Source organism: Bacillus fungorum (genome assembly GCF_002746455.1).
Lineage (GTDB): Bacteria > Bacillota > Bacilli > Bacillales > Bacillaceae_G > Bacillus_A > Bacillus_A fungorum.
This window is the reverse complement of sequence record NZ_NWUW01000016.1, coordinates 17,071-38,401: the sequence shown is the minus strand read 5'-3', so window position 1 is coordinate 38,401 and position 21,331 is coordinate 17,071. Positions and strand designations below refer to the sequence as shown.

General features: G+C 35.4%; 21 protein-coding genes and 2 pseudogenes. 10 read left to right on the top strand and 13 right to left on the bottom strand.

Annotated elements, in window-relative coordinates; genetic code table 11:
• Positions 1-165: 165 nt before the first annotated feature.
• Entirely contained in the window at positions 166-369 is a 204-nt protein-coding gene (locus CO726_RS20330) for a hypothetical protein (protein ID WP_098761528.1), read from the top strand.
• Between the two features lie 116 nt (positions 370-485).
• On the opposite strand, the gene CO726_RS20325 is transcribed toward CO726_RS20330, so the two are convergent.
• Positions 486-1,298, bottom strand: a complete 813-nt coding sequence (locus tag CO726_RS20325) for an undecaprenyl-diphosphate phosphatase (protein ID WP_099685487.1) — start codon at positions 1,296-1,298, stop codon at positions 486-488.
• 132 nt (positions 1,299-1,430) lie between these two features.
• On the bottom strand, positions 1,431-2,111 hold the full coding sequence (locus CO726_RS20320) for a methyl-accepting chemotaxis protein (RefSeq protein WP_425427812.1): 681 nt from the start codon (positions 2,109-2,111) through the stop codon (positions 1,431-1,433).
• A 484-nt stretch (positions 2,112-2,595) separates the two neighbouring features.
• Between CO726_RS20320 and CO726_RS20315 the strand changes: the two genes are divergently transcribed.
• The 4 genes from CO726_RS20315 to CO726_RS20300 all read left to right on the top strand — a co-directional run bounded on the left by CO726_RS20315 (position 2,596) and on the right by CO726_RS20300 (position 5,413).
• Complete coding sequence (locus tag CO726_RS20315) at positions 2,596-3,867, top strand: 3D domain-containing protein (protein WP_099685485.1); 1,272 nt, start codon at positions 2,596-2,598, stop codon at positions 3,865-3,867.
• Between the two features lie 112 nt (positions 3,868-3,979).
• Positions 3,980-4,198: a helix-turn-helix transcriptional regulator gene (locus CO726_RS20310; protein WP_061531504.1), complete on the top strand. Its 219-nt coding sequence runs from the start codon at positions 3,980-3,982 to the stop codon at positions 4,196-4,198.
• Positions 4,191-4,664, top strand: coding sequence for a DUF2178 domain-containing protein (locus CO726_RS20305; RefSeq protein ID WP_099685533.1), 474 nt, complete (start codon positions 4,191-4,193; stop codon positions 4,662-4,664). The genes CO726_RS20310 and CO726_RS20305 overlap by 8 nt, the downstream gene beginning before the upstream one ends.
• 116 nt (positions 4,665-4,780) lie before the next feature.
• Entirely contained in the window at positions 4,781-5,413 is a 633-nt protein-coding gene (locus CO726_RS20300) for a class A sortase (RefSeq protein ID WP_098761573.1), read from the top strand.
• A gap of 29 nt (positions 5,414-5,442) precedes the next feature.
• Here CO726_RS20300 and CO726_RS20295 read toward each other — a convergent pair whose 3' ends face one another.
• Entirely contained in the window at positions 5,443-6,828 is a 1,386-nt protein-coding gene (locus tag CO726_RS20295) for a peptide MFS transporter (RefSeq protein ID WP_098761524.1), read from the bottom strand.
• 252 nt (positions 6,829-7,080) lie between these two features.
• Here CO726_RS20295 and brnQ1 point away from each other — a divergent pair, with 252 nt between their 5' ends.
• Together brnQ1 and CO726_RS32160 are read left to right on the top strand one after the other, a co-directional pair.
• Positions 7,081-8,382: a branched-chain amino acid transport system II carrier protein BrnQ1 gene (gene brnQ1, locus CO726_RS20290; protein ID WP_099685484.1), complete on the top strand. Its 1,302-nt coding sequence runs from the start codon at positions 7,081-7,083 to the stop codon at positions 8,380-8,382.
• Positions 8,383-8,388: 6 nt separating this feature from the next.
• Positions 8,389-8,607: pseudogene (locus tag CO726_RS32160) on the top strand (DUF2339 domain-containing protein); the annotation flags it as partial.
• Positions 8,608-8,642: 35 nt separating this feature from the next.
• Here the strand turns inward: CO726_RS32160 and CO726_RS20280 are convergent.
• Positions 8,643-10,190: a DNA-binding protein gene (locus CO726_RS20280; protein WP_099685483.1), complete on the bottom strand. Its 1,548-nt coding sequence runs from the start codon at positions 10,188-10,190 to the stop codon at positions 8,643-8,645.
• A 182-nt stretch (positions 10,191-10,372) separates the two neighbouring features.
• Positions 10,373-11,764, bottom strand: coding sequence for an amino acid permease (locus tag CO726_RS20275; protein ID WP_099685482.1), 1,392 nt, complete (start codon positions 11,762-11,764; stop codon positions 10,373-10,375).
• Positions 11,765-12,044: 280 nt separating this feature from the next.
• Here CO726_RS20275 and CO726_RS20270 point away from each other — a divergent pair, with 280 nt between their 5' ends.
• The 3 genes from CO726_RS20270 to CO726_RS20260 all read left to right on the top strand — a co-directional run bounded on the left by CO726_RS20270 (position 12,045) and on the right by CO726_RS20260 (position 14,109).
• A complete protein-coding gene (locus CO726_RS20270) occupies positions 12,045-13,337 on the top strand; it encodes an NCS2 family permease (protein WP_099685481.1) in 1,293 nt (430 codons plus the stop codon).
• A 138-nt stretch (positions 13,338-13,475) separates the two neighbouring features.
• On the top strand, positions 13,476-13,676 hold the full coding sequence (locus tag CO726_RS20265; protein WP_000301182.1) for a helix-turn-helix transcriptional regulator: 201 nt from the start codon (positions 13,476-13,478) through the stop codon (positions 13,674-13,676).
• A gap of 4 nt (positions 13,677-13,680) precedes the next feature.
• Entirely contained in the window at positions 13,681-14,109 is a 429-nt protein-coding gene (locus CO726_RS20260; RefSeq protein WP_099685480.1) for a hypothetical protein, read from the top strand.
• Positions 14,110-14,148: 39 nt separating this feature from the next.
• Here CO726_RS20260 and CO726_RS20255 read toward each other — a convergent pair whose 3' ends face one another.
• The 8 genes and pseudogenes from CO726_RS20255 to CO726_RS20215 form a co-directional block, all read right to left on the bottom strand.
• Positions 14,149-14,586 carry a GNAT family N-acetyltransferase gene (locus tag CO726_RS20255; RefSeq protein ID WP_099685479.1) on the bottom strand — a complete coding sequence of 146 codons (438 nt, stop codon included), beginning with the start codon at positions 14,584-14,586 and terminating at the stop codon, positions 14,149-14,151.
• 14 nt (positions 14,587-14,600) lie between these two features.
• A complete protein-coding gene (locus tag CO726_RS20250) occupies positions 14,601-14,858 on the bottom strand; it encodes a DUF4022 family protein (protein WP_136699785.1) in 258 nt (85 codons plus the stop codon).
• A gap of 52 nt (positions 14,859-14,910) precedes the next feature.
• Positions 14,911-16,740, bottom strand: a complete 1,830-nt coding sequence (locus CO726_RS20245) for a monovalent cation:proton antiporter family protein (protein ID WP_099685478.1) — start codon at positions 16,738-16,740, stop codon at positions 14,911-14,913.
• Between the two features lie 371 nt (positions 16,741-17,111).
• On the bottom strand, positions 17,112-17,423 hold the full coding sequence (qoxD, locus tag CO726_RS20235; RefSeq protein ID WP_000531382.1) for a cytochrome aa3 quinol oxidase subunit IV: 312 nt from the start codon (positions 17,421-17,423) through the stop codon (positions 17,112-17,114).
• Positions 17,424-18,026, bottom strand: coding sequence for a cytochrome aa3 quinol oxidase subunit III (qoxC, locus tag CO726_RS20230; RefSeq protein ID WP_098761514.1), 603 nt, complete (start codon positions 18,024-18,026; stop codon positions 17,424-17,426).
• 13 nt (positions 18,027-18,039) lie between these two features.
• Complete coding sequence (gene qoxB, locus CO726_RS20225) at positions 18,040-19,974, bottom strand: cytochrome aa3 quinol oxidase subunit I (protein ID WP_136699783.1); 1,935 nt, start codon at positions 19,972-19,974, stop codon at positions 18,040-18,042.
• Between the two features lie 33 nt (positions 19,975-20,007).
• Positions 20,008-20,883, bottom strand: coding sequence for a cytochrome aa3 quinol oxidase subunit II (locus CO726_RS20220; RefSeq protein WP_098761510.1), 876 nt, complete (start codon positions 20,881-20,883; stop codon positions 20,008-20,010).
• A 291-nt stretch (positions 20,884-21,174) separates the two neighbouring features.
• A pseudogene (locus tag CO726_RS20215) lies at positions 21,175-21,318 on the bottom strand (amino acid permease); the annotation flags it as partial.
• Positions 21,319-21,331: the final 13 nt, after the last annotated feature.

Sequence of the window (21,331 nt, the reverse complement as noted above, 5' to 3'; positions counted from 1 at the left end):
CTCCTTTCAATGAAAATTCGCTTATCATTATAACGCTAAAAGAGCCTGAAAACAAAATTAAAATATTTTGAAATAGAAAAAATTACAAATCTCAATAGAATTAAGTTATAATAAATTTAATATAAGGATATTGTGATTATTATAAGTTGAGAGAGGGTACAAGATATGCGATATGAGCTTTTTTCTGTAAGTGGGGATCATATTACAACTATTGAAAGTGCATGGCGTTTTCAAGAGGGAGAACAGATTTTTGTTCATGATGATCAAACAAAACGAAATTTTATTATTATCCGCCTAACGCATGATGTATTTCAACAAAATAAACATGTTATTCGTTTGTATTGTCAAGAAAAGAAAGTATACGCATAAAAGAGCCCCTCTTACTCGACAAAAAAGTAAGAGGGGCTTTATCATTATAAAGATATAAAAAAGCGAGTCATCCTAGTTTAATAGAATGACTCGCTTTTCGCTTTGTAAGTGTCACTTTATAAGAAAATAAGACTAAGTACACCTACGATAATACAATAGAAAGAGAAATATTTTAAATTTCCTTTTGCCATAATGTTCATAAACCATTTTAACGAAATATACGTCATGATAAATGTTGCGATAAATGCAACGACATATGGTACGAATAATGTGTCTAGGTTTGGATCTTTTGCAATGTCTGTAATACTTAGTAATAAACCGCCTAAGCTAACAGGGATATATAGTAAGAATGAGAAACGAAGAGCCGTTTCTTGCTTCATACCAAGTAACATCGCTGCTACGATTGTTGCACCTGATCGGCTTATTCCAGGAATTAGTGCGCAAGCTTGTGCTAATCCGACGATGATTGCATCTTTCATAGAAAGATCGCCATCATTTTTACGTCCACGCAAGTTTCTAATAATCCAAAGGCCAACAGCAGTAATAAGAAGGGAAATCCCAACCATCTTCACACCTTTTAAGTACTGATCGATGTAATCTTTAAATAAAACACCAATAACACCTGCTGGAATGGTTGCAATAACAAGGTAAATAATAAAGAAGAAATCTGATTTTGCGTCTTCCGCTCTTGTAAATATATAAGATAGACCATTCTTCGTTAGACGAATTAAATCATTTCTATAAATAAGTAATACAGCTAATAATGAAGCTGAATTAACAAGTAGTTCGAAACTAAATCCTTCTATTTTTAGTTCTAGCAAATGCTGTGCTAAAACGAGGTGACCGCTTGAAGAAATCGGAATCGGTTCTGTTAGTCCTTGGAACAGACCAAGAATTAAATATTTTAAAATGTAGTAAAATTGTTCCATAATAACCTCCTTGTTTAATAGTCGAAAGAAACAACTTGTCCATTATAACAAAGATATGGATGAATATTGAGAAGAAATAAATATTCGAAAAATAATAAAAATCCCTTATAACAGTATAAGGGATTTTTATTATTAATGAGAAACTACTGTTTCTTCAAGACTTTTCGTTAATTGAACATCGACTTTCTCAGCATCATGAATGTGATTCATAATAGTAGTATTTAACTTTTGGAACATTTGTTGTGTATTAGCGAATTCTCGTAATATATCATCATTACAAGACTTTTGTTTTTCAATAGCTTTAATAACATTAGTAGCACCGTTTTGTAACGTTTGAATCATAATTAAAATATTTTCAATTCTAGCGTTTGTATCAGCACTCATTTCTACACCTTCATCGACTAAATGCAAATTATCTTTTGTATTATCGTATGCTTTTTCAATTTCTTCTTGAATTTTTTTCGTTAAGTTGCCGATGTTTTTTGTACTTTCCGCGGTACTTTCCGCTAGTTTTCTTACTTCATTGGCAACGACAGCGAATCCTTTACCGTGCTCTCCAGCACGAGCAGCTTCAATACTTGCATTTAAAGCAAGTAAATTTGTTTGTGCTGCAATGTTTTGAATGACTTCTACAATTTGCTCGATTTCTTTTGAGCGTTCACTTAAATGATTCATACTATTAGACGTGCGCTGAGATTGTTCACCTAATTTGTTAATTACAATAAGTAAACGATGAACAGATTCTTTTCCTTCGTTAGAACAATCAATAATTTCTTCAATAGATTGAATTAAGCTTTGTTCTTTTTGTAACATTTCGTTATTCAATTCATTGGAATGTGTTGTACGCGTTGAAACATTTTCGAAACATGAGCTTAATTGTTGAACTAAATTTTGAAGTGTATTGTGCTGGTTATTTACAAGTTGATGCTCTTGAACAACGCTTTGTACACAATCGTGGATAGAAGTAATAGTCGCTTGTTTTTCAATATCTTTTTGTTTTAATGCTGCTTCTAGTTCTTGTATACGATTTTCTAATTGATCAATTTTATGTTGGAGTGATTTCTTTTGAGTAAACATGTGTTTATTTCAACCGCCTTTAGAAGTTATATTTTCTCTATATTTGGATTTTAGCATCTTTTATAATTTTTAAATATAGGAATTGTTAAATATTTAAGAATCTATTACATTTTATTCATAATTCTCTTTTTTTCGTCATGAAAAATAAACTGTATTTAATGGTATTGTAAACAAACTGTAAAATAAATCATGTATAACTGTATAAGAAGGGAGTCGGATTATGAACTATTTTAAGCGAATCAGTAGTCTAGTATTAGCAGGAATTATCGGTCTTTCTAGTACAGTCGCTGTAAAAGCAGAGTCAAACGACGAGAAACTTAACAACATGCAACAGCAATTGCAGCAAAATGATGCAGAAATGCAAAAGAAAGAGCAAGAGAAGCAAGCTGTTAGTAAAGAAATTCAAGGTATCGAAAACGAACTACATAATTTAAATAATACAATTGCAAAAAATAAAGAGGATCAAGCTGCTATTCAACGTAAAATTGATGAAACACATAAGCAGATTGAACAAAAAAAGAAAGAAATTGTCGTTTTAGAAGATAAAGTCCTTGCTCGTAAGGACATTATGAGAAAACGTATGGTTTCTGTTCAAAACAGTTCAAATACGAGTTTAGTAGTAGAAGTTGTAGTAGAGTCAAAAAACTTTGCAGATTTCTTACAACGTATGAACGCAGTTTCTACTATTTTAGAAGCTGATAAAGAAATTTTACGTCTACAAGAACAAGATCTTCGTCAAATTGAAGAAGATAAGAAAACAATTGACGAGAAAGAAGCATCTTTAGTAGTAGACAAACAAAAATTAGCAAAAGCGCAAGCTGAACTGCAAGATAACTTGAAAAAACGTCAAGATAACTTACAAACAGTTCAAGCTAAATATAATCAGGTTGCAAGCCAACTTAATTTAGCAGCAGAAGAAAAAGCTAAAATTGAGTCAAATATGAAGGCAGTACAAGAAACAATTGCTCGTGAACAAGAAGCAGCGAGAATTGCAGCAGAAGAGCGTGCGAAAGCAGAAGCAGCTGCAAAGGCTGAGCAAGAAGCTTTTGCAAAAGCGCAAGCAGAAATTGCTGAAAAGCAAAAGCAAGAAAAAGCTAATAAACCAGCTGAACCTGTTGCTAATAATAATTCAAAGGTAGAACCTGCACAACCTAAGCCAACTGCTGGTGGAAAAGAAATTTATGTAGAAGCTACAGCTTATACAGCAGATCCAGCTGAAAATGGCTATGGGGCAGGGCAACAAGTATTTTCTGCATGGGGACCAGGTGGTAAAGGTTATAATCTAACTGCAAATCCAGGAATGAAATTAATTGCGGTTGATCCAGCTGTTATTCCATTAGGCTCTACTGTAAAGGTTGACGGGTATGGAGTTGCTATTGCAGCAGACACTGGCGGAGCTATTAAAGGTCACAGAATTGATGTTTTAATGCCAGATAAAGGTTCATCAAGTAGCTGGGGCAGAAGAACAGTTAAAGTTACAATTTTAAACTAACATGTAATCCAACTTTACAATACGTAAAGTTGGATTTTTTTATAAAAACAATGTTAAGTTGGGTTTATATTTTGTTAAGGATATCATACAATAAAATTAAGAGGTGGTAAATTTGACCATTTTAAATAGAGTGAAGGAATTAAGAGCTCGGTTTAATTTTTCGCAAAGTGTATTAGCAGAAAAGGTTGGAGTGACGAGACAAACAATCGCGGCAATTGAAAAAGGGGATTATGTTCCTTCATTATTATTAGCGCTTATGATTTGCGATGTATTTCAGTTAAAGATGGAAGATGTGTTTGTTTTAAATAAGGAGGGGGAGAATGATGAATAAAATTGCGGTTTCGTATATTTTAAATGTGCTGAGGTTTATGATTGCTTGTTGGGCATTTATTGAACTCTATTATGCTTGGATAGAGCTGGCAAATATTATTAAAACTGAGAAATTGCCATTTGAAGTAACGATCAATATGATACCGTTAGGATTATTAATTATTGTAGCTAGTATAACGACGATTTTTTATAAATTTCAAAAGAAGAAACATAAAGCTCTTTCTTATTGGATGTACCCATTATTATTCCCACAAGAAGATGAGCGGGAAAAAGAAATCACGCAAAAGGCATGCCGGACAACATTTATTTCATTCTGGTATGGAGTAGTCATCGCTATTGGATTTTTAACGCTTTCTCCTGTAGCTAATTTATATATTCCTGGATATCCGTTATACATTTTATTTTTCATGCTTTTTATTCAAATGACAGTCTTTTATGTATCACTTTATAGAAATAAGTTAGTCTAAAAAGAAACCTTCTTGCCAATGCAAGAAGGTTTCTTTTCAGCTTATACTTGTACATATAGCAATATTATCTTATCATTTTATATAGAGCAAGATTTTGTAAGGGAAAGGAATTGTATATGAATAAGCAAAGAATTTATAGTATAGTAGCAATCCTTCTATTTGTTGTAGGAGGTGTATTAATTGGAAAGCCATTTTATGATGGATATCAGGCAGAGAAGAAACAAACAGCGAATGTGCAGGCTGTTCAAAAGATGAATTATGAAAAGCATGAGACGGAATTTGTAGATGCTTCGAAAATTAATCAACCAGACTTGGCAGAAGTAGCGAACGCATCTTTAGATAAGAAACAAGTAATTGGTCGTATTTCGATTCCAAGTGTTTCATTAGAACTTCCTGTTTTAAAGTCTTCTACTGAGAAAAACCTATTATCAGGTGCAGCAACAGTAAAAGAAAATCAAGTAATGGGAAAAGGGAATTATGCATTAGCGGGACATAACATGTCTAAAAAAGGTGTTTTATTTAGTGATATAGCATCTTTAAAAAAAGGCGATAAAATTTATTTGTATGATAATGAAAACGAATATGAGTATGCGGTTACTGGTGTATCTGAAGTAACTCCTGATAAATGGGAAGTTGTTGAGGATCATGGGAAAGATGAGATAACGCTTATTACATGTGTATCTGTGAAAGATAATTCTAAACGTTATGTTGTTGCTGGTGATTTAGTAGGAACGAAGGCGAAGAAATAAAAAAGATGAGGGGAATCCCTCATCTTTTTTTAATCCATCCATTTCACTAATTTCTTAGAAATTAGTAATAAAACACAACCTAATACAATTGCTACAGCTCCGATTACGGTAAATACTTCAGCATACCCAAGTGAAGTTGTGAAGCTTGCGAGTTGTCCACCTAAAATGTTGGCGATTCCTGAGCTTGCTAACCATACTCCCATTAATAAAGAAGCAAGTTTTACTGGGGCAAGTGCACTAACCATTGATAGTCCAACAGGTGATAAGAATAGCTCACCCAACGTATGGAAAAGATACGTAAAGACGATAAATAGTAAGTTTGCTTTTTCTGTAATGTTATGTTCATCACTACCTGTTTTTAATGTAGCAATAACGAGGATGATATAACCGATACCGAGCAAGATCATACCAAGTCCCATTTTTGTTGGGATTTTTAAATCCCCGCGCTTGCGAGTTGCAAGTTTTGCCCATAATGCTGAAATGACTGGAGCAAGTAAAATAATAAATAATGGATTGACCGATTGGAACCAAGATGTTGGAACTTCCCATCCGAACACAGAGCGGTCTACAAATTTGTTTGTATATAATGTTAATGAGCTACCAGCTTGTTCAAAGCCAGCCCAGAAGAAGACAACAAAGCATGTTAAAATGACGATAACTGCAGTACGTTGTTTTTCTTTTTTTGTTAACGGTGTATCTCCTACTGATGGTTGTCCAGCAGCTGCTTGCAAATCGCGAGTTGGTTTTTTACCGATATCACCAAGGAAGCGATTTGATAGTGTTGTAAATAAAATTTGTCCAACAATCATTCCGATTGAAGCTGCTAAGAAACCGTAACGGAATCCGTAATGTACAACGCCATCAACTGTTGTTTTGAATAAATTTTCTGATAAAAATCCGCAAACGAGTGGAGCTAAAAATGACCCGACGTTAATACCCATATAGAAAATGGTAAATGCACTATCACGTTTTGGATCATTCTCTTCGTATAATTCTCCAACCAGTGTAGAGATGTTCGGTTTGAAGAATCCATTACCAATAATAATAAGCGCTAATCCGAGGTATAGGCCTAATTGGTTTTGCAAGGCAAATAGTGTAAGGTTACCGATTGCCATTGTTATACCACCAATTGTGATCGCTTTTCGTCTACCTAGAAAACGGTCTGTTAAGTATCCACCAATCATTGGTGTGAAATAACAGGCTCCAGTATAAAATCCGTAAATAGAGAGTGCCCATGCGGGACTAAACCCAAGACCACCGCTTACTAAAGCTGTCGTTAAATATAATGTTAATAATCCTCGTAATCCATAGTAACTAAATCTTTCCCACATTTCTGTAAAGAAGAGTAAGTATAAACCTGGAGGATGTTTCTTTTTTCTTTGTTGTTCTCTTTCTAGTTGTATCGCTGATTCCATGTTATTTTCCTCCTGACACAAACAAAAACAAAGTTAATAATTTTGCACATTTAATATTTTACTTTATTAACTATTATAAGTCAATAAAGGTTGATTTTTCAGAAGAAATTGGAAAAGAGGGATAGCTATAGAATGGGTGTTTCTTTTGTGATAGACTATGGACTATGTTTTCTTTGTAAGGAAGCGGTTTTTTACACTTTTTTATATGTGAAATTGATTTCATAAAAGATGAAATTAAAGAAGGAGAAAGAGATGAAATTGTTACAGAAAAAAGAAATTTTACTTATTAGTCTTATGTTATTCTCAATGTTCTTTGGAGCGGGGAATCTTATATTCCCGCCTTTTCTTGGGTATGAAGCAGGAGAACATGTGTGGATTTCATTAGTAGGGTTTATTATATCAGCAACAGGTCTTCCTATATTGGGAGTTATTGCGATTGCGAAAGCAGGAAGTTTTCAAACGCTAGCGGGTAGGGTTCATTCTTCATTCGCCATTATTTTTCCATGTATCGTGTATGTATTTATTGGACCAGGCCTTGGCATACCACGTGCAGGAAGTTTAGCTTTTGAAATGGGACCGGGTCAGCTATTCCCGGAAGCAGGTAGCGTAGTCTTATTATGTTACACAGTTATTTTCTTTAGTATTGTGTACTGGTTAAGTTTATCACCGTCTAAATTAATGGGTTTGTTCGGAAAAGTTTTAACACCGTTATTATTAGGTATGATTGCTCTTATCTTTATAAAAAGCATGTTTACATCAGTAGGTAGTGTGAAAGAGGCTGCTGGAAACTATGGACAAGCGCCTATGTTCCAAGGGTTTTTAGATGGATATTTAACGATGGATGCACTAGCAGCTTTAATTTTTGGGATTGTTATTGCAAATGCTCTCCGTGCAAAAGGTATTGAAGATGATAAAGGTTTAGCGAAATATATGAGTATTGCTGGAATTGGTGCAGGACTATTATTATCTATTATTTATGTCATACTTGGATATGTTGGTTCAATGAGTGGTTCATTGGGGACATTTAATAATGGCGCGCAAGTGTTAGCACAAATGATGACTACATTATTTGGACAAGGCGGAGTCGTTTTATTAGGTCTTATTTTTACGATCGCGTGTTTATGTGTTTCGATCGGACTTGTTACATCTTGTAGTCAATTTTTCGCAAGTGTATTTCCTAAAGTGTCTTACAAAGTTTGGGCATTTATCTTAAGTTTTGTTAGTATGATTTTAGCTAATTTAGGATTAACACAAATTTTAAAAGTATCAGTACCGATTCTTGGATTTATTTATCCAGTTGCATTAACGCTCATTATTTTAGGGCTATTCCATAAGTATATTGGGAAGTATGTATGCATATATCCTGTTACAATTGTGATTGTAGCGATATTTAGTGCAATCGATATTTTCAATAAAAATGTAATGATGAATCAGTGGACATCAGTATTGAAATACATTCCGTTTTATACAGAAGGTGTTGGGTGGATTGTTCCAGCTATTATAGGAGCTTGTATTGGTGTTATCGTTAGTGTTCCTCTAAATAAGAATAAATGAGTAAAATGGATGGTATATGCATTATTTGCAGTTTGGCTTGGACGGAATAAAAATATGAATGAAATATTGTATGCTGGCTTAGTCGTGTTAGTCGTAACGATAGGAAAGCTATTTCTTCTAGACTTACCAGAAGTTTTAATGATGATCAGGGCAGTGTTATTCTTAATCGTAGGAAGTATAGGTATCGTTATTTCAAGAATGTTTTTCTCAAAAGAAGCGAAGTGAGAAGAAGGCAATCCATATCCGGATTGCCTTTTTCATTATTTCTTATTAATCGTTACAGCTTCATTATATTTCGCTGTTGTATTTTGGCGTAGACGAAGTGTTGCTTGTCCAGTCGTATTTGGATCGATTTGTACGTTCACAATTTTTTCAGCAGAACCTAAGCTGTTTGTTGTAAAAGAAAATGCACTACTATATCCGAAAGCAGATGGCCAAGTGCCGTTTGTATTTTGAACTTTTGCTACTTGTGTACCACCAGTAGTGAATATACCTAAAGAGTAATTATTGTATGTTGTATTTGGTAATAAGTTATTTACTTGAATTTTGATTTGGAACACTTCATTGTTTGGTAGAGTGTTAGGGTGTGTAACTGCGTAGTCATTTGCTGTTACTGCACCGTTATAGCCATATGAACCAGGTTTAAAAGTATTTGTATTAAACCATTGATAACCTGCATTTGGCGCACTCCAAGGTTCTGGTTGTGGCTCAGTTGATAAGCTTGGTTGTTCAAATGTTTGTAGAGCTGTAGGTGCATCAAGTTGTAAACCGTTAACTTGATCTAAACTTGTAAATGTTTCTTTATTCGATAGCCAATTTACGATATTTTCTAGTAAGATAGCATCGTTTTCTTCTTTATATCCATCGTAAGTTTTCTTTGTTTGGCCAGAGTCTTCACGAACGTATTTTGGCGTAGCATCTTCAACAGGAGAAGAGTCCCCAATAAAAGCAGCTTTTCCAAGTCCTACTTTTGCGATAGCAGCATAAGGACCCTCTGCAACACCACCGCCATTATAAACACCGCTATCAACAGCGTTATTCCATTTTGATGGGTTCTCTGGAAGGTAAACAAGTCCTTTTGCTAGTTTCGGATTTGTAATGGCTAAAGTAGAACCAGCATGCATTGCTACAGATGAAACCTCTTCTGTAATTCCGAATGATTGTTCAGGTGACACAATAGTTTTCGCTGAAACATCGCCCATTGCATTGTAGCGGAAGCGAATACCGAAGTTGTCAGATAGCCAATCAGAGCTTTCTACTCCTTGCATAGCTTGTGAATTTGCTTCTTCGTTAGACAGTCCTTTTGCTGGATTATCCCAAGCACCGCGTCTATATCCATTAAATACTTCAGAAGAGTCCCAGCGATTTTTATTACGATCGGCATTATAATGATCGGCAATAAAGAATATACTACCGCCATTTTTCACATATTGTAACATAGCATCTTGTTCAGATTTTTTGTAAGGAATATTTGCTTCTGGAACGATAAACACATTGTAATCTTTTAAATCTTCGTATGTAATAGGTGTTGATTTACGAAGTTCTTTTACGTGATATCCATTTTGAGCAATGCCGTTTCCGAAGTCAGAAAAGCCGCCATCAATAACCCAGTCAGCTGTCCCGGCAGTTTGACCGTGTGAATTATCGAATAATACTTTCTTCCCATTATTTTGATTTACAACTTTTGCAGCAATTTCAGGAGCTGGGTCTACAGAGCTTTCGGCATAAGTAGACGGTATGAACGAAGCCCCTATACTTAGTGTAATTGCTGATGCTAAAGAAAATGTAATCCATTTTTTATTCTTCATAGAAGAATCCCCCTAATAATAAATTATATGTGCTTTAATAATGTAATTTATTTTTCTGTAAAAATAAAGACGGAAAACATAAAAAATATTAAAAAATTGTAAAAATACCGTGAATTTTGTTGAGAAATATTTATATAGACATAAAAATATCCCTTCCAAGTAATAAGGAAGGGATGTTTTGTTTAACTAATTTTTGAATTAGGGGTTTCATCAATCTTATGAAACCCTTTCATGTAATACACGATAGCTAAGCCGATAAGCCAAATAGGACCGACAATCAATGCGATTCGTGTATCTTCGGAATACGCCATTACACCTAATACTAATGCAAGGAAAGCGAGTGAGAAATATGAACTTAATGGGTATAAAGGCATTTTATACGATAACTTTTGTTTGTTTTGCGTAGACAAACTTTTACGGAACTTCATTTGAGCGACTAATATAATGCCCCAAGTCCAAATCGCCCCGAAAGTTGAAATACTAGTGAGCCATGTAAATACTTTTGCTGGCACAAGATAGTTTAATATAACACCAACGAGTAAAACGATAGCTGTTGCTATAATTCCTTGGCTTGGAATCCCATTTCTATTTAAACGACCGAATCTTTCAGGAGCTTTCTTCTGCTGAGCTAATGTATATAGCATACGGCCTGTACTAAATAAACCACCATTACAAGAAGAAAGAGCTGCTGTTAATACGACAAAGTTAATAATCCCTGCTGCTTTTGCGATACCGATTTGCTGGAATGTTAGTACGAATGGACTTCCTTTCTCACCAAGTTCGTTCCATGGATAAATTGCCATCATAACGAATAGAGCCCCAACGTAAAAGAGTAGAATTCTCCAAAAAACGTTATCAATTGCTTTTGCGAGTGTTTTCTTCGGATTTTGAGCTTCACCAGCTGTAACACCGATTAATTCAACGCCTAAGTAAGCGAATAGTACCATCTGTAAAGAGAGTAGTAACCCAGAAAAACCATTTGGGAACCAGCCACCATGTGACCAAAGGTTGGAAATGCCAGTAGCTATTCCACCATTTCCGAATCCAAATAAAATAATTCCAGCACCAACTACTATCATACAGATAATTGTGACAATTTTGATGAGAGCAAACCAAAATTCAAGTTCTCCAAATACTTTTACGGATAAGAAGTTGAAAGCGCTCATTAATAATAGAGCGAGTAACGCCCAAGTCCAGCGCGGGATATCTGGGAACCAGTATTGCATGTAAATACCAGCTGCTGTAATTTCAGCCATGCAAGTAACAACCCATAAGAACCAGTAGTTCCAACCGGTAATATAGCCAGCTAGTGGTCCAATATAATCATATGCATATTTACTAAAAGAACCGGCAACAGGTTGTTCAATTGCCATTTCCCCGAGCGCTCGCATAATGAAAAAAATAACGAGTCCTGCAATCATGTAGCCTAGTAAAATAGAAGGGCCAGCTAATTTAATAGCGGAAGCAGATCCTAAAAATAAGCCAACGCCAATAGCTGACCCGAGTGACATTAAAGTAATATGTCGTTCTTTTAAACCTCGATTTAAAGTTCCAGATTTGTTTGAATGCTGCATAAGAAGAATCCTCCTTGTAGAATGAGCGTTAGTTGAATGCGCTTCCTAAATGTTTAACTATTTTAAATTATAAAACATTTCTATCTGTTATGCTACAAAAATAATCATAATGAACTGTACTACATCTGAACTTGTCAGACTTAAACTTAAAATTCGAACTATTAGGGGATATATTGACTCTTCTTTTTATTGATTGTTAAGATTAAGTATTATATTTTCTCACATACTAGTAAGAAAAGAATGTGTGATAATAATTCAGATGTAGGAAGGGTACATAACCATGTTTCAATTACAAAAATATAATACTTCTGTGAAGCAAGAGCTTTTAGCTGGCATCACAACTTTTTTTACATTTGCGTATATTCTTGTCATCAATCCGAAAATATTATCTGATGCAGGTGTACCATTTGATCAAGCTTTTACGGCAACTATTATTGCGACTGTTGTAGGGACGCTATGTATGGCGTTTTTAGCTAACTATCCAATTGTTATTGCTCCAGCTATGGGAATGAATGCGTATTTTGCTTATTCTGTTGTTCAACAGGCAGAGGGGATTACATATGTCATTGCTTTTTCGGCAGTATTTGTAACAGGTATCATTTTTCTTTTATTATCTTTCACTTCATTTAGGCAAAAGCTAATTGTCGCAATTCCTGACAGTTTAAAACATGCGATTGCAGGTGGAATTGGGTTATTTATTGCTTTTATTGGATTACGTTTATCTGGAATTATCGTTGATCATCCATCTAATTTAGTTACGATTGGTGACTTCCATTCTCCAGCCGTTATTTTAACTTTAATTGGTTTGATTTTAGCAGCGGTATTAATGGCATTACGTGTGAGTGGTGCATTATTTATTAGCATGATTGTGACAGGAGTTATCGCCTTCTTTACAGGACAACTGAAGTTTGCCAATGAAATTGTGGCGATGCCTCATTTACCAGAGGGAATTATCGTTTCAAATCCAATCAATGCATTTTCAGATGTAATCGAATACGGATTATATGGTGTTGTATTTTCATTTTTACTTGTGCTTTTATTTGATACAACAGGTGCATTACTCGGTTTAATTAAACAAGCAGGTTTAATTACAGACAATTCAGATAAGCGTTTTGGTAAAGCGTTTATTGCAGACGCAATTGGTGGGACGACAGGCTCTATCTTTGGCACAAGCCCAACAGCAGCGACGATTGAATCGTCAGCAGGTATTGCTGCGGGTGGTAAAACGGGATTAACAGGTATTGTAGTTGTTGGTCTAACAATTATAACTGCATTCTTCAGCCCTGTTATTGCTTCTTTATCAAGTGTAGCCGCTATTACAGCTCCTTCATTAATTATTGTAGGGAGTTTAATGGCACAAAGTATTCGTGATATTAATTGGAATGAATTTGAAGATGCATTACCAGCATTTTTAATTTTCGTTGGTATTCCGTTAACGTCTAGTATTGCGAATGGAATAGCAATTGGATTTTTAGTGTATCCAGTCTTAAAAATTGTGAAAGGGAAAGGGATGGAAGTACATCCGTTACTATACTTATTTACAATTTTATTTGGGTGTCATTTATTCTTATAATATAGATATGGAAGAGGGGCTTCTTATGAGGAGCTCTTTTTTTGTGTATAATAAGGTGAAAATTAAATTGACTAGGTAAATTATAAATTACTTAATGGAATATATATATATTACAATAAAGGTAGAGGAGGAACATGAATGGCTGTAAGTAAAATAAAAGTCGCACGTGTTCAGTTAGATTTAACACAGCAACAATTAGCAGAAAAAGTAGGCGTTACAAGGCAAACGATTAGTTTAATTGAGAAGGGGAAATACAACCCGTCTTTAGATTTATGTTTGAAAATTTGTTATGCAGTAGATAAAACATTGAATGATTTGTTTTGGGAGGAAAAGGAGTGATAGGATGAAAATCGTGAAAGATGAGCGTTTAATGATTGAGGGGCTAAAACATATTAGACTAGTTTTCATCTTACAAAATATCGTCATACTAGGTATTGTTTTTTATCGCTACGTTTTGCAAGGTGCAGGATATGAAAGTGTTTCGGATTTATTAATGGTATTTATGGGCGGGATTATAGTCATTAACTTCTTAAATTTAAAACATTCTGTAGAGGCATATGAGCATACAGGGGGAGTATCACGCAGTTATTTCATGAAACTATTATTCATTCCGGTAGGTATTGTTATTGGACTGTTAGCTATTTGTATTATTGTAACACCGGATATTTCGATAAAAGAAATCAGTATAACAGCACTTATTATGTTTGTTTGTTTTTTAGTTCCTAGTTTGTTTATATACATATATATGAAAAAAATAAAAAGTGAAGATTGAAACATAAGAAAAGCTTTCCCGTATTGAGGAAAGCTTTTCTTATATCCTTTTATACAGTACTTTATGAAGGCCAATCGGTTCAATTTCAAAGATTTCACCATGTTCCTGGAAGCCTAAGCGCTTGTAATATTCAGCTACAGTAATTCGGCCATTACACCATAATATATTTGCTTGACGTTCTTGCAAGATTTGTTCCGCCTTCTGAATTAAGGAGCTTCCAGCACGGTTGTTTCGAAATTCAGGTAATGTGGCCATTCCTCGTAGACGATAATGAACACCTGTTATTAAGTCAGGGCATATTTCTTTTGAGAAGGAAGCGATACTAATCAGTTCATCGTTTATAAATGCGCCTAAGTGAAAGGTGTCTGTTTCATAGTCGGAAGAGTATTTACAATCTGCTAATGTTTGACTCGGGCGCAAAATTTTTTGACGTAATACGTAAGTTTCAGATCCATCAATATTTTTCACGGTAATCATATTAACATCCTTTCTTATAAGCTTTTTTCTGTTAGTTGTATAAAGAAATAGGCAGGTGCGGCGAAAAGTCCAAGTATGCTAGTAGTTCCGAGAAGGAGTGAAAGTAAGAGGCAGGAGTATTTTATTCCATTCGATTTTTTCCATCCGTAACTACAAATTTCAATGCTAACACCGATGAGAATAATGGCAACGAATATTTCCGCTAATAATAAGAGAGCTAAAGTTACAATAGACATAATTTGATCCATCCTCATAATATATGATAGTAACATTTTACCATATTAGAATAGAAAAATGCCCCTCAATTATGTGAGGAGCATTTTTCTATTCTAATATGTTTTTTAGTGTATCAATATGTTCTTTTGAACCTGTGACAAGCAATGTATCACCGTGTTGTAGTCTTGTATCACCATGTGGTATTAATGCTTTATTCCCACGATAAATTTGAATGACTAGTACATCGCCTAAGAACGGAAGGCGACGAAGTGCCACGCCGTTATATTTATTGTTCTGTAGTTCAACTTCACGCACTGTTTCGTTTGCTGTTGTAATTAAGCGAACGAGGCTTGGTTTATCAATAAGTGCACGTAATAAAATACGTGTAGAGTTGATTGTTGAGAATACGGCGATATGTTCTTGCGTTGCTTTTTCTTGTAGAAGCGGATCTTCTACACTTGCAATAACATGTTCAACACCTAGTTCTTTTGCGTGTTCTGCTAATAATAAGTTTTGTTCATCATCGCTTGTTGCAACAACAACGCGGTCTGCATGAAATGCTGTTTGTTCAGCTAATGATGCAATTGTGATGTCATCTAATTTCACGATTGGGAAGTCATGTGATTTCGCTTCCTCATCATTTATTTTATTTTGACGCATCATATATAGTGTCACGTCATAATCTTCTCGTTTTAAATCAAGTGATAATGGAAGGGTAATTCTGCTCGCACCAATAATAGAAACTTTTGGTTTTGGTGTTTCTACTTTCGGGAACATTTTTTTAAATAATATAGGTGCAAATATACAAGTAATAACTGCGCTTAAAATAAGGGAAGCAGATAAACTTGGACTGATGATTCCTAGTTTTTCACCAATTTGAGCTGCTGCAATAACTAAAGAAAGTGTTGATGTTAATAAGATGGCACTTCCCAGTACGATATTACGTGGATACCATTTTCGTAAGACGAGTGATGGTAAAAGTTTTGAAATAAAGAGTCCTACAATTAAAATTGGGATCATTAGCATACTAGAAGGTTCGTTGAAAATAGACCAAACTTCTAGATTTACACCAACCATTACGAAGAAAATTGGGATGAAGAAACCATAGCCGATGGAATCAAGTTTTTCAACCATATCTTCATTTGGTGATAATAACGATACAAGTACACCCGCTAAGAAGGCACCTAAAATATTTTCTGCTCCAACCGATTCAGATAACCCTACTAATATTAAGATGAGTGCAAAAACAGCTCGTGTATCAATTTGTACACTACCAGCTTTTAAGCTATCTAAGTATGGAATGTTTTTAAAGCGTTTTGCAACGAAGTAAATAACAATACCAGCGCCGAATAGAAGAAGAAGGAGCCACATGCTTTGGCCACTTTCGGAATTTAATCCGACGAATATAGCGAGTAAAATCATTGTAACTAAATCTGCAATAACAGCGACTAATAAAATGATTTGTCCGATTGCCGTTTTTCCTAAGTTATTTTCTTTTAATGTTGGTACAACAACACCTAAAGAAATAGTTGAAATAATTAAAGTCATAAACATTGCATTATCTACAAATCCTAGCCATACGAATAGTAATGATAGCGCATAAGATAAGATGAAAATAAATAAGAAGATAATACTTGCTGCTTGGAATGTGTTTGGTTCGTTTGTCGTATTCTTTTTCCCTTTTTGTTTAAAGATAGAAAAATCAATTTCTAACCCGCTTAAAAACATAAGGAAGATAAATCCTAGTGTCGATAAGACTTGAAGCCACATATCTGGCTCAATAATATTAAACCCACTTTTACCTACAAAGATTCCCGCGATGATTTCTGCAACAACGACAGGAAGTGCTTTTAATTTAAAGCGTTGTAACAAAAGGGGAACGAAAAACGCGATTGCAACTACAACCATAAGTGATAGAACAGAAGTATGATGTTCCATTGCGTTCTCTCCCTTCAAATAAATATAGTACTTATTTAGCCATATAATAGGTAGAAAAGCAACGCATATGGATTCGATTTCATAAAGAAAGAGTTTTCTTAAGATTTGTCATAATAAGTATATTTTTCATGATTCTGTTGTTAATTCCGTAATGTGGATGTAATAGGGGAGGGGATAAAGTGAAACTTTAATCAGTGGGGTTTTGTTCATCCCCCACTGATTATTAGTTGAACCAATCGGGCTTTTACGGGCAGTTGATCCCCCACCTAACTTCTTTGCTTCCGCGGAATTTTGAGGTGGGGGTCTTACTGCTCGTTAATGCGGGATAAAAAAAGACTGCTGAGGAATCTCAGCAGTCTTTTTCATGTACATTACATTGAGAAGAAGATCCATACAGTTAAACCAACTGTTGCAGTTGCAACGAAGAAACTGTATATCATTGTAAGAATTTGAACTCTTCCTTCTCCTTCTTTTAAGTGCATGAACATGATTAATTGTAACAACGCTTGCGCAACAGCCATTACGATAATAGTTGTTAAGATCGTTGAAAGTGGCAGGTTTGTGTAAAGTGCCACGTATAGCGCTAGGAACGTTAGTGCAAGCGATAAAATAAATCCGAAAACGTGTGACCAAGGGAATCCGCTATGCGCATGCCCGTTTGCTTGGTTGTTATTTTGACCCATTTACGCCACCATCCCGTTCAAGTAAACTAGTGTGTAAATAAAGACCCAAACAAGATCAAGGAAATGCCAGTATAAGCTAATAATGAATACTTTACGAGCTGTAACTGGTGTTAAACCTCGTTTTAAAATTTGGATAATAACACAAGTTGCCCAAATGATACCGCCTGTTACGTGGGCTCCGTGCGTTCCAAGAAGAACGAAGAATCCAGATAGGAAAGCACTTGTTTGAATTGTTGCGCCTTCACCAACGTACATAATGAATTCTTCGATTTCAAAGAATAGGAAACCTGCTCCTAAAAGTAATGTAAGGACGAACCATCCAAGCATTGCTTTTTGGTTGTGCTTACGCATTTCGTGAATGACGATACCACATGTGAAACTACTTGTTAAAAGTAGTAGTGTTTGAATTAAAAGCGTTTTAAGTTCAAACAGTTGCGCTGGTGTTGGGCCATCTGCCGTACGACCAGCAAGGACTAGATAAGAGGCGAAAAGTGTTGCGAACAGCATAATTTCAGCCCCAAGAAAAATCCAGAATCCTAGGATATTCAATCTGCTTTGTTCGGATTGATATTCCAAAGGTAAGCTTTTGTCTAAAGCCGCCATATCATTTCACCTCTCATGCTACATGTTCTGATTTTTTAATTTCATCAACACTGATATAGTAACCTTCATCGTAATCGAATGAACGATAGATTAAGCAAGCTAAAATACCAACGCCGCCGATTGCTGCAAGCCAGAACCAGCTAAATACTAATGCGAAACCTGCAAGACCGAAGAATCCAGACGCAATAATAGGCACACCAGAGTTACTTGGCATGTGAATTGGTTTGATATCTTCTGCTGCTGGTGTAACTGTTTCTCCGCGTTTTTTCATGTACCAGAAAGCATCAGCTTCTTTGATCTCAGGAAGTTGCGCGAAGTTGTAATGTTGTACAGGAGATTGAGTTGCCCATTCAAGTGTACGGCCATCCCATGGATCTCCAGTTGTGTCACGTTCACCGTGACGAGCACTCCAAATTACGTTGTAGCAAAGAAGTAGGAAGCCAATACCCATCATTACTGCACCAACAGATGCGATTTGGTTTAGCCATCCCCATCCAAGACTTTCAGAGTAAGTGTACATACGACGAGTCATACCGTCTAAACCTAAGAAGTACATTGGGAAGAAACAGATGTTGAATCCGCTCATAAAGATCCAGAATGTCCATTTACCTAGGCGTTCATTTAACATATGACCAGTCATTTTTGGATACCAGAATGTGAATCCAGCAAGCATAGCGAATACTGTACCTGCGATTAATACGTAGTGGAAGTGAGCGATTAGGAAGTAGCTGTTATGGTACTGATAATCAGCTGCTGCCATACCAAGCATAACCCCTGTAACCCCACCGACTACGAAGTTTGGAATAAATGCCAATGACCAAAGCATTGGAACTGTAAAACGAATACGTCCTTTATACAGTGTAAACAACCAGTTAAAGATCTTAACCCCGGTTGGAATCGAAATCGCCATTGTCGAAATCGAGAAGAATGAGTTAACCGCTGGACCTGCACCCATCGTGAAGAAGTGGTGAAGCCATACGACGAAACTTAGTAAAGAAATTGCAACCATTGAGTATACCATCGCACTGTAACCGAATAGACGTTTACGTGAGAATGTACTAATGATTTCAGAGAAAATACCGAATGCCGGTAAAATAACGATATATACTTCAGGGTGACCCCATACCCAGAATAGGTTGGCCCATAACATTGGCATACCGCCGCTTGCCATCGTAAAGAAGTGAGCATCGAATAGACGGTCAAATGTCATTAATGCAAGAGCAACTGTTAATACTGGGAAAGCGAAAATAATAATAATTGTTGTAATTAAGATTGACCAAGTAAACATTGGCATTCTCATTAAAGTCATACCAGGTGTACGCATTTTTAAGATAGTAACAAGGAAGTTAATACCGGTCATTAGCGTACCAATACCTGAAATCTGTATTGCAATTGCGTAGTAGTTATTTCCTACGCCAGAAGTAAACTCTGTACCCGCCATTGGGAAGTAAGAAGTCCATCCAGCGTCTGGAGAACCACCGATTACGAAAGCGATGTTGAATAACATTGCTCCGACAAAGAATAACCAGAAACTTAAAGCATTTAAGAACGGATATGCAACGTCACGAGCACCAATTTGTAATGGTACTACAAGGTTCATTAATCCCATAACGAATGGCATTGCCATGAAAAGAATCATTACTGTACCATGTGTTGTAAAGATCCCGTTATAGTGTTCAGCGTTTAAATAAGTTGTTTCTGGGAATGTTAACTGTGCACGGATCATTAAACCGTCCATACCACCACGGAATAACATGATAACCGCAGAAATAATATACATAGCTCCGATTTTTTTATGGTCAACAGTTGTTAACCATTCGTCCCAAAGCCATTTCCATTTTTTATACTTTGTTAGTACGAAAATGATTGCTAATGTCACAAGAACGATAGAAGCGTCTGCACCGTAAATAATCGGGTCACCTGTGACAAAGAATTCATCAAGCTTCACTGTGTTCACTCCAATCTGTTGGAATTATAGCTATTATTTTTTGTTTTTGTAGTAGTTGTAATCACAATATTCAAGTGATTTTGGATCTACATAACTTAAGTGATGGCTAGAGAATGTCATACGACCAACTACACCAGGTTTAACAATTTCGTTGTACTTATCTTCTGTTAGTTTAGGAGCAGTTTGTTGTACTTCTTTAACCCACTTGTCATATTTCTCTTTAGTTTTTGCTTCAACTTCGAACTCCATGTGAGTAAATCCTTCACCAGAGAAGTTCGCGCTACGACCTAGGTAAGAACCTGGCTTATCAGCTTGTAAATAAAGGTCCATAATCATGCCATCCATTGTGTACTTCATACCACCAAGTTCTGGTACCCAGAAAGCATTCATTGGGCCGACAGAAGTCAGTTTGAATTGAATTGGTACACCAGCTGGGATGTTTAAATAGTTAACGGTTTCAATTTTTTCCTCTGGGTAACTGAATAACCATTTCCAGTTTGCAGATGTAACATAAATCTCCACTGGTTTAATATGTTCGGACTCTTTCGGAACCTCTTCCGAAGCATAAGTTGCTTTTACTGTTGGAATCGATAATGCAATAACGATAATAACAGGAACAAGCGTCCAAACGATTTCTAATAATGTGTTACCGTGTTGTTCAGGTGGCTCATAGTCCATATTCTCTGGTTTTTCACGATAACGAATCAAGATGACTGTAAACAAGATGAATACAATTGCGATAATTAATGACATAAGCAAGAATGACCAAACAATTAAATCATACTGTGCTTTTGCAACAGGTCCTTGCGGATTTAATACTGCGAGTTTTTTATCACAGCCGCCGAGGAACAGAAGTAATGATAACGGAAGAAGTGAAGCCAACTTCCAAAACGCTTTCTTTAGTTGCACGATTGAAAATCTCCTTTCTCCTTGGATTGAAACTATGCCAATAAAACAATATAAACCTATTAATTTATAGAAGGCAATAGTTTTTGAGATATTGTTAAAAAATAGACACAAATGCACATTTTTTAAGGTGAATATCATTTGTAACTTGATTACATTGTAAACTATTTTTCAGAGGAAAATGCGATTGTGAAAATTTTAAGATAAATAAAGTTATACCAGGATACCCAAGAAATAGAAAAAAGCTATCTTATCATAAGAAAGATAGTTGAATATTTTGTATTTTTAGTTTATTTATCGTGAGATAGTCTGTTGCTGTTCAAATGTGACAACTTTTTTATATTTCACTTGATATAAAATGTAACAAATAACCATAAATGGAATGCCGCAATAAAGAGCGATTCGCTGATCTGGAATGAAAGCTAGACTAACAAATGTGAACAATAATTCA

Coding starts and splice junctions, on each gene's coding strand:
- CO726_RS20330 (WP_098761528.1), top strand. CDS start 166: ATGCGATATGAGCTTTTTTCTGTAAGTGGGGATCATATTACAACTATT.
- CO726_RS20325 (WP_099685487.1), bottom strand. CDS start 1,298: ATGGAACAATTTTACTACATTTTAAAATATTTAATTCTTGGTCTGTTC.
- CO726_RS20320 (WP_425427812.1), bottom strand. CDS start 2,111: ATGTTACAAAAAGAACAAAGCTTAATTCAATCTATTGAAGAAATTATT.
- CO726_RS20315 (WP_099685485.1), top strand. CDS start 2,596: ATGAACTATTTTAAGCGAATCAGTAGTCTAGTATTAGCAGGAATTATC.
- CO726_RS20305 (WP_099685533.1), top strand. CDS start 4,191: ATGAATAAAATTGCGGTTTCGTATATTTTAAATGTGCTGAGGTTTATG.
- CO726_RS20300 (WP_098761573.1), top strand. CDS start 4,781: ATGAATAAGCAAAGAATTTATAGTATAGTAGCAATCCTTCTATTTGTT.
- CO726_RS20295 (WP_098761524.1), bottom strand. CDS start 6,828: ATGGAATCAGCGATACAACTAGAAAGAGAACAACAAAGAAAAAAGAAA.
- brnQ1 (WP_099685484.1), top strand. CDS start 7,081: ATGAAATTGTTACAGAAAAAAGAAATTTTACTTATTAGTCTTATGTTA.
- CO726_RS20280 (WP_099685483.1), bottom strand. CDS start 10,190: ATGAAGAATAAAAAATGGATTACATTTTCTTTAGCATCAGCAATTACA.
- CO726_RS20275 (WP_099685482.1), bottom strand. CDS start 11,764: ATGCAGCATTCAAACAAATCTGGAACTTTAAATCGAGGTTTAAAAGAA.
- CO726_RS20270 (WP_099685481.1), top strand. CDS start 12,045: ATGTTTCAATTACAAAAATATAATACTTCTGTGAAGCAAGAGCTTTTA.
- CO726_RS20265 (WP_000301182.1), top strand. CDS start 13,476: ATGGCTGTAAGTAAAATAAAAGTCGCACGTGTTCAGTTAGATTTAACA.
- CO726_RS20260 (WP_099685480.1), top strand. CDS start 13,681: ATGAAAATCGTGAAAGATGAGCGTTTAATGATTGAGGGGCTAAAACAT.
- CO726_RS20255 (WP_099685479.1), bottom strand. CDS start 14,586: ATGATTACCGTGAAAAATATTGATGGATCTGAAACTTACGTATTACGT.
- CO726_RS20250 (WP_136699785.1), bottom strand. CDS start 14,858: ATGTTACTATCATATATTATGAGGATGGATCAAATTATGTCTATTGTA.
- CO726_RS20245 (WP_099685478.1), bottom strand. CDS start 16,740: ATGGAACATCATACTTCTGTTCTATCACTTATGGTTGTAGTTGCAATC.
- qoxD (WP_000531382.1), bottom strand. CDS start 17,423: ATGGGTCAAAATAACAACCAAGCAAACGGGCATGCGCATAGCGGATTC.
- qoxC (WP_098761514.1), bottom strand. CDS start 18,026: ATGGCGGCTTTAGACAAAAGCTTACCTTTGGAATATCAATCCGAACAA.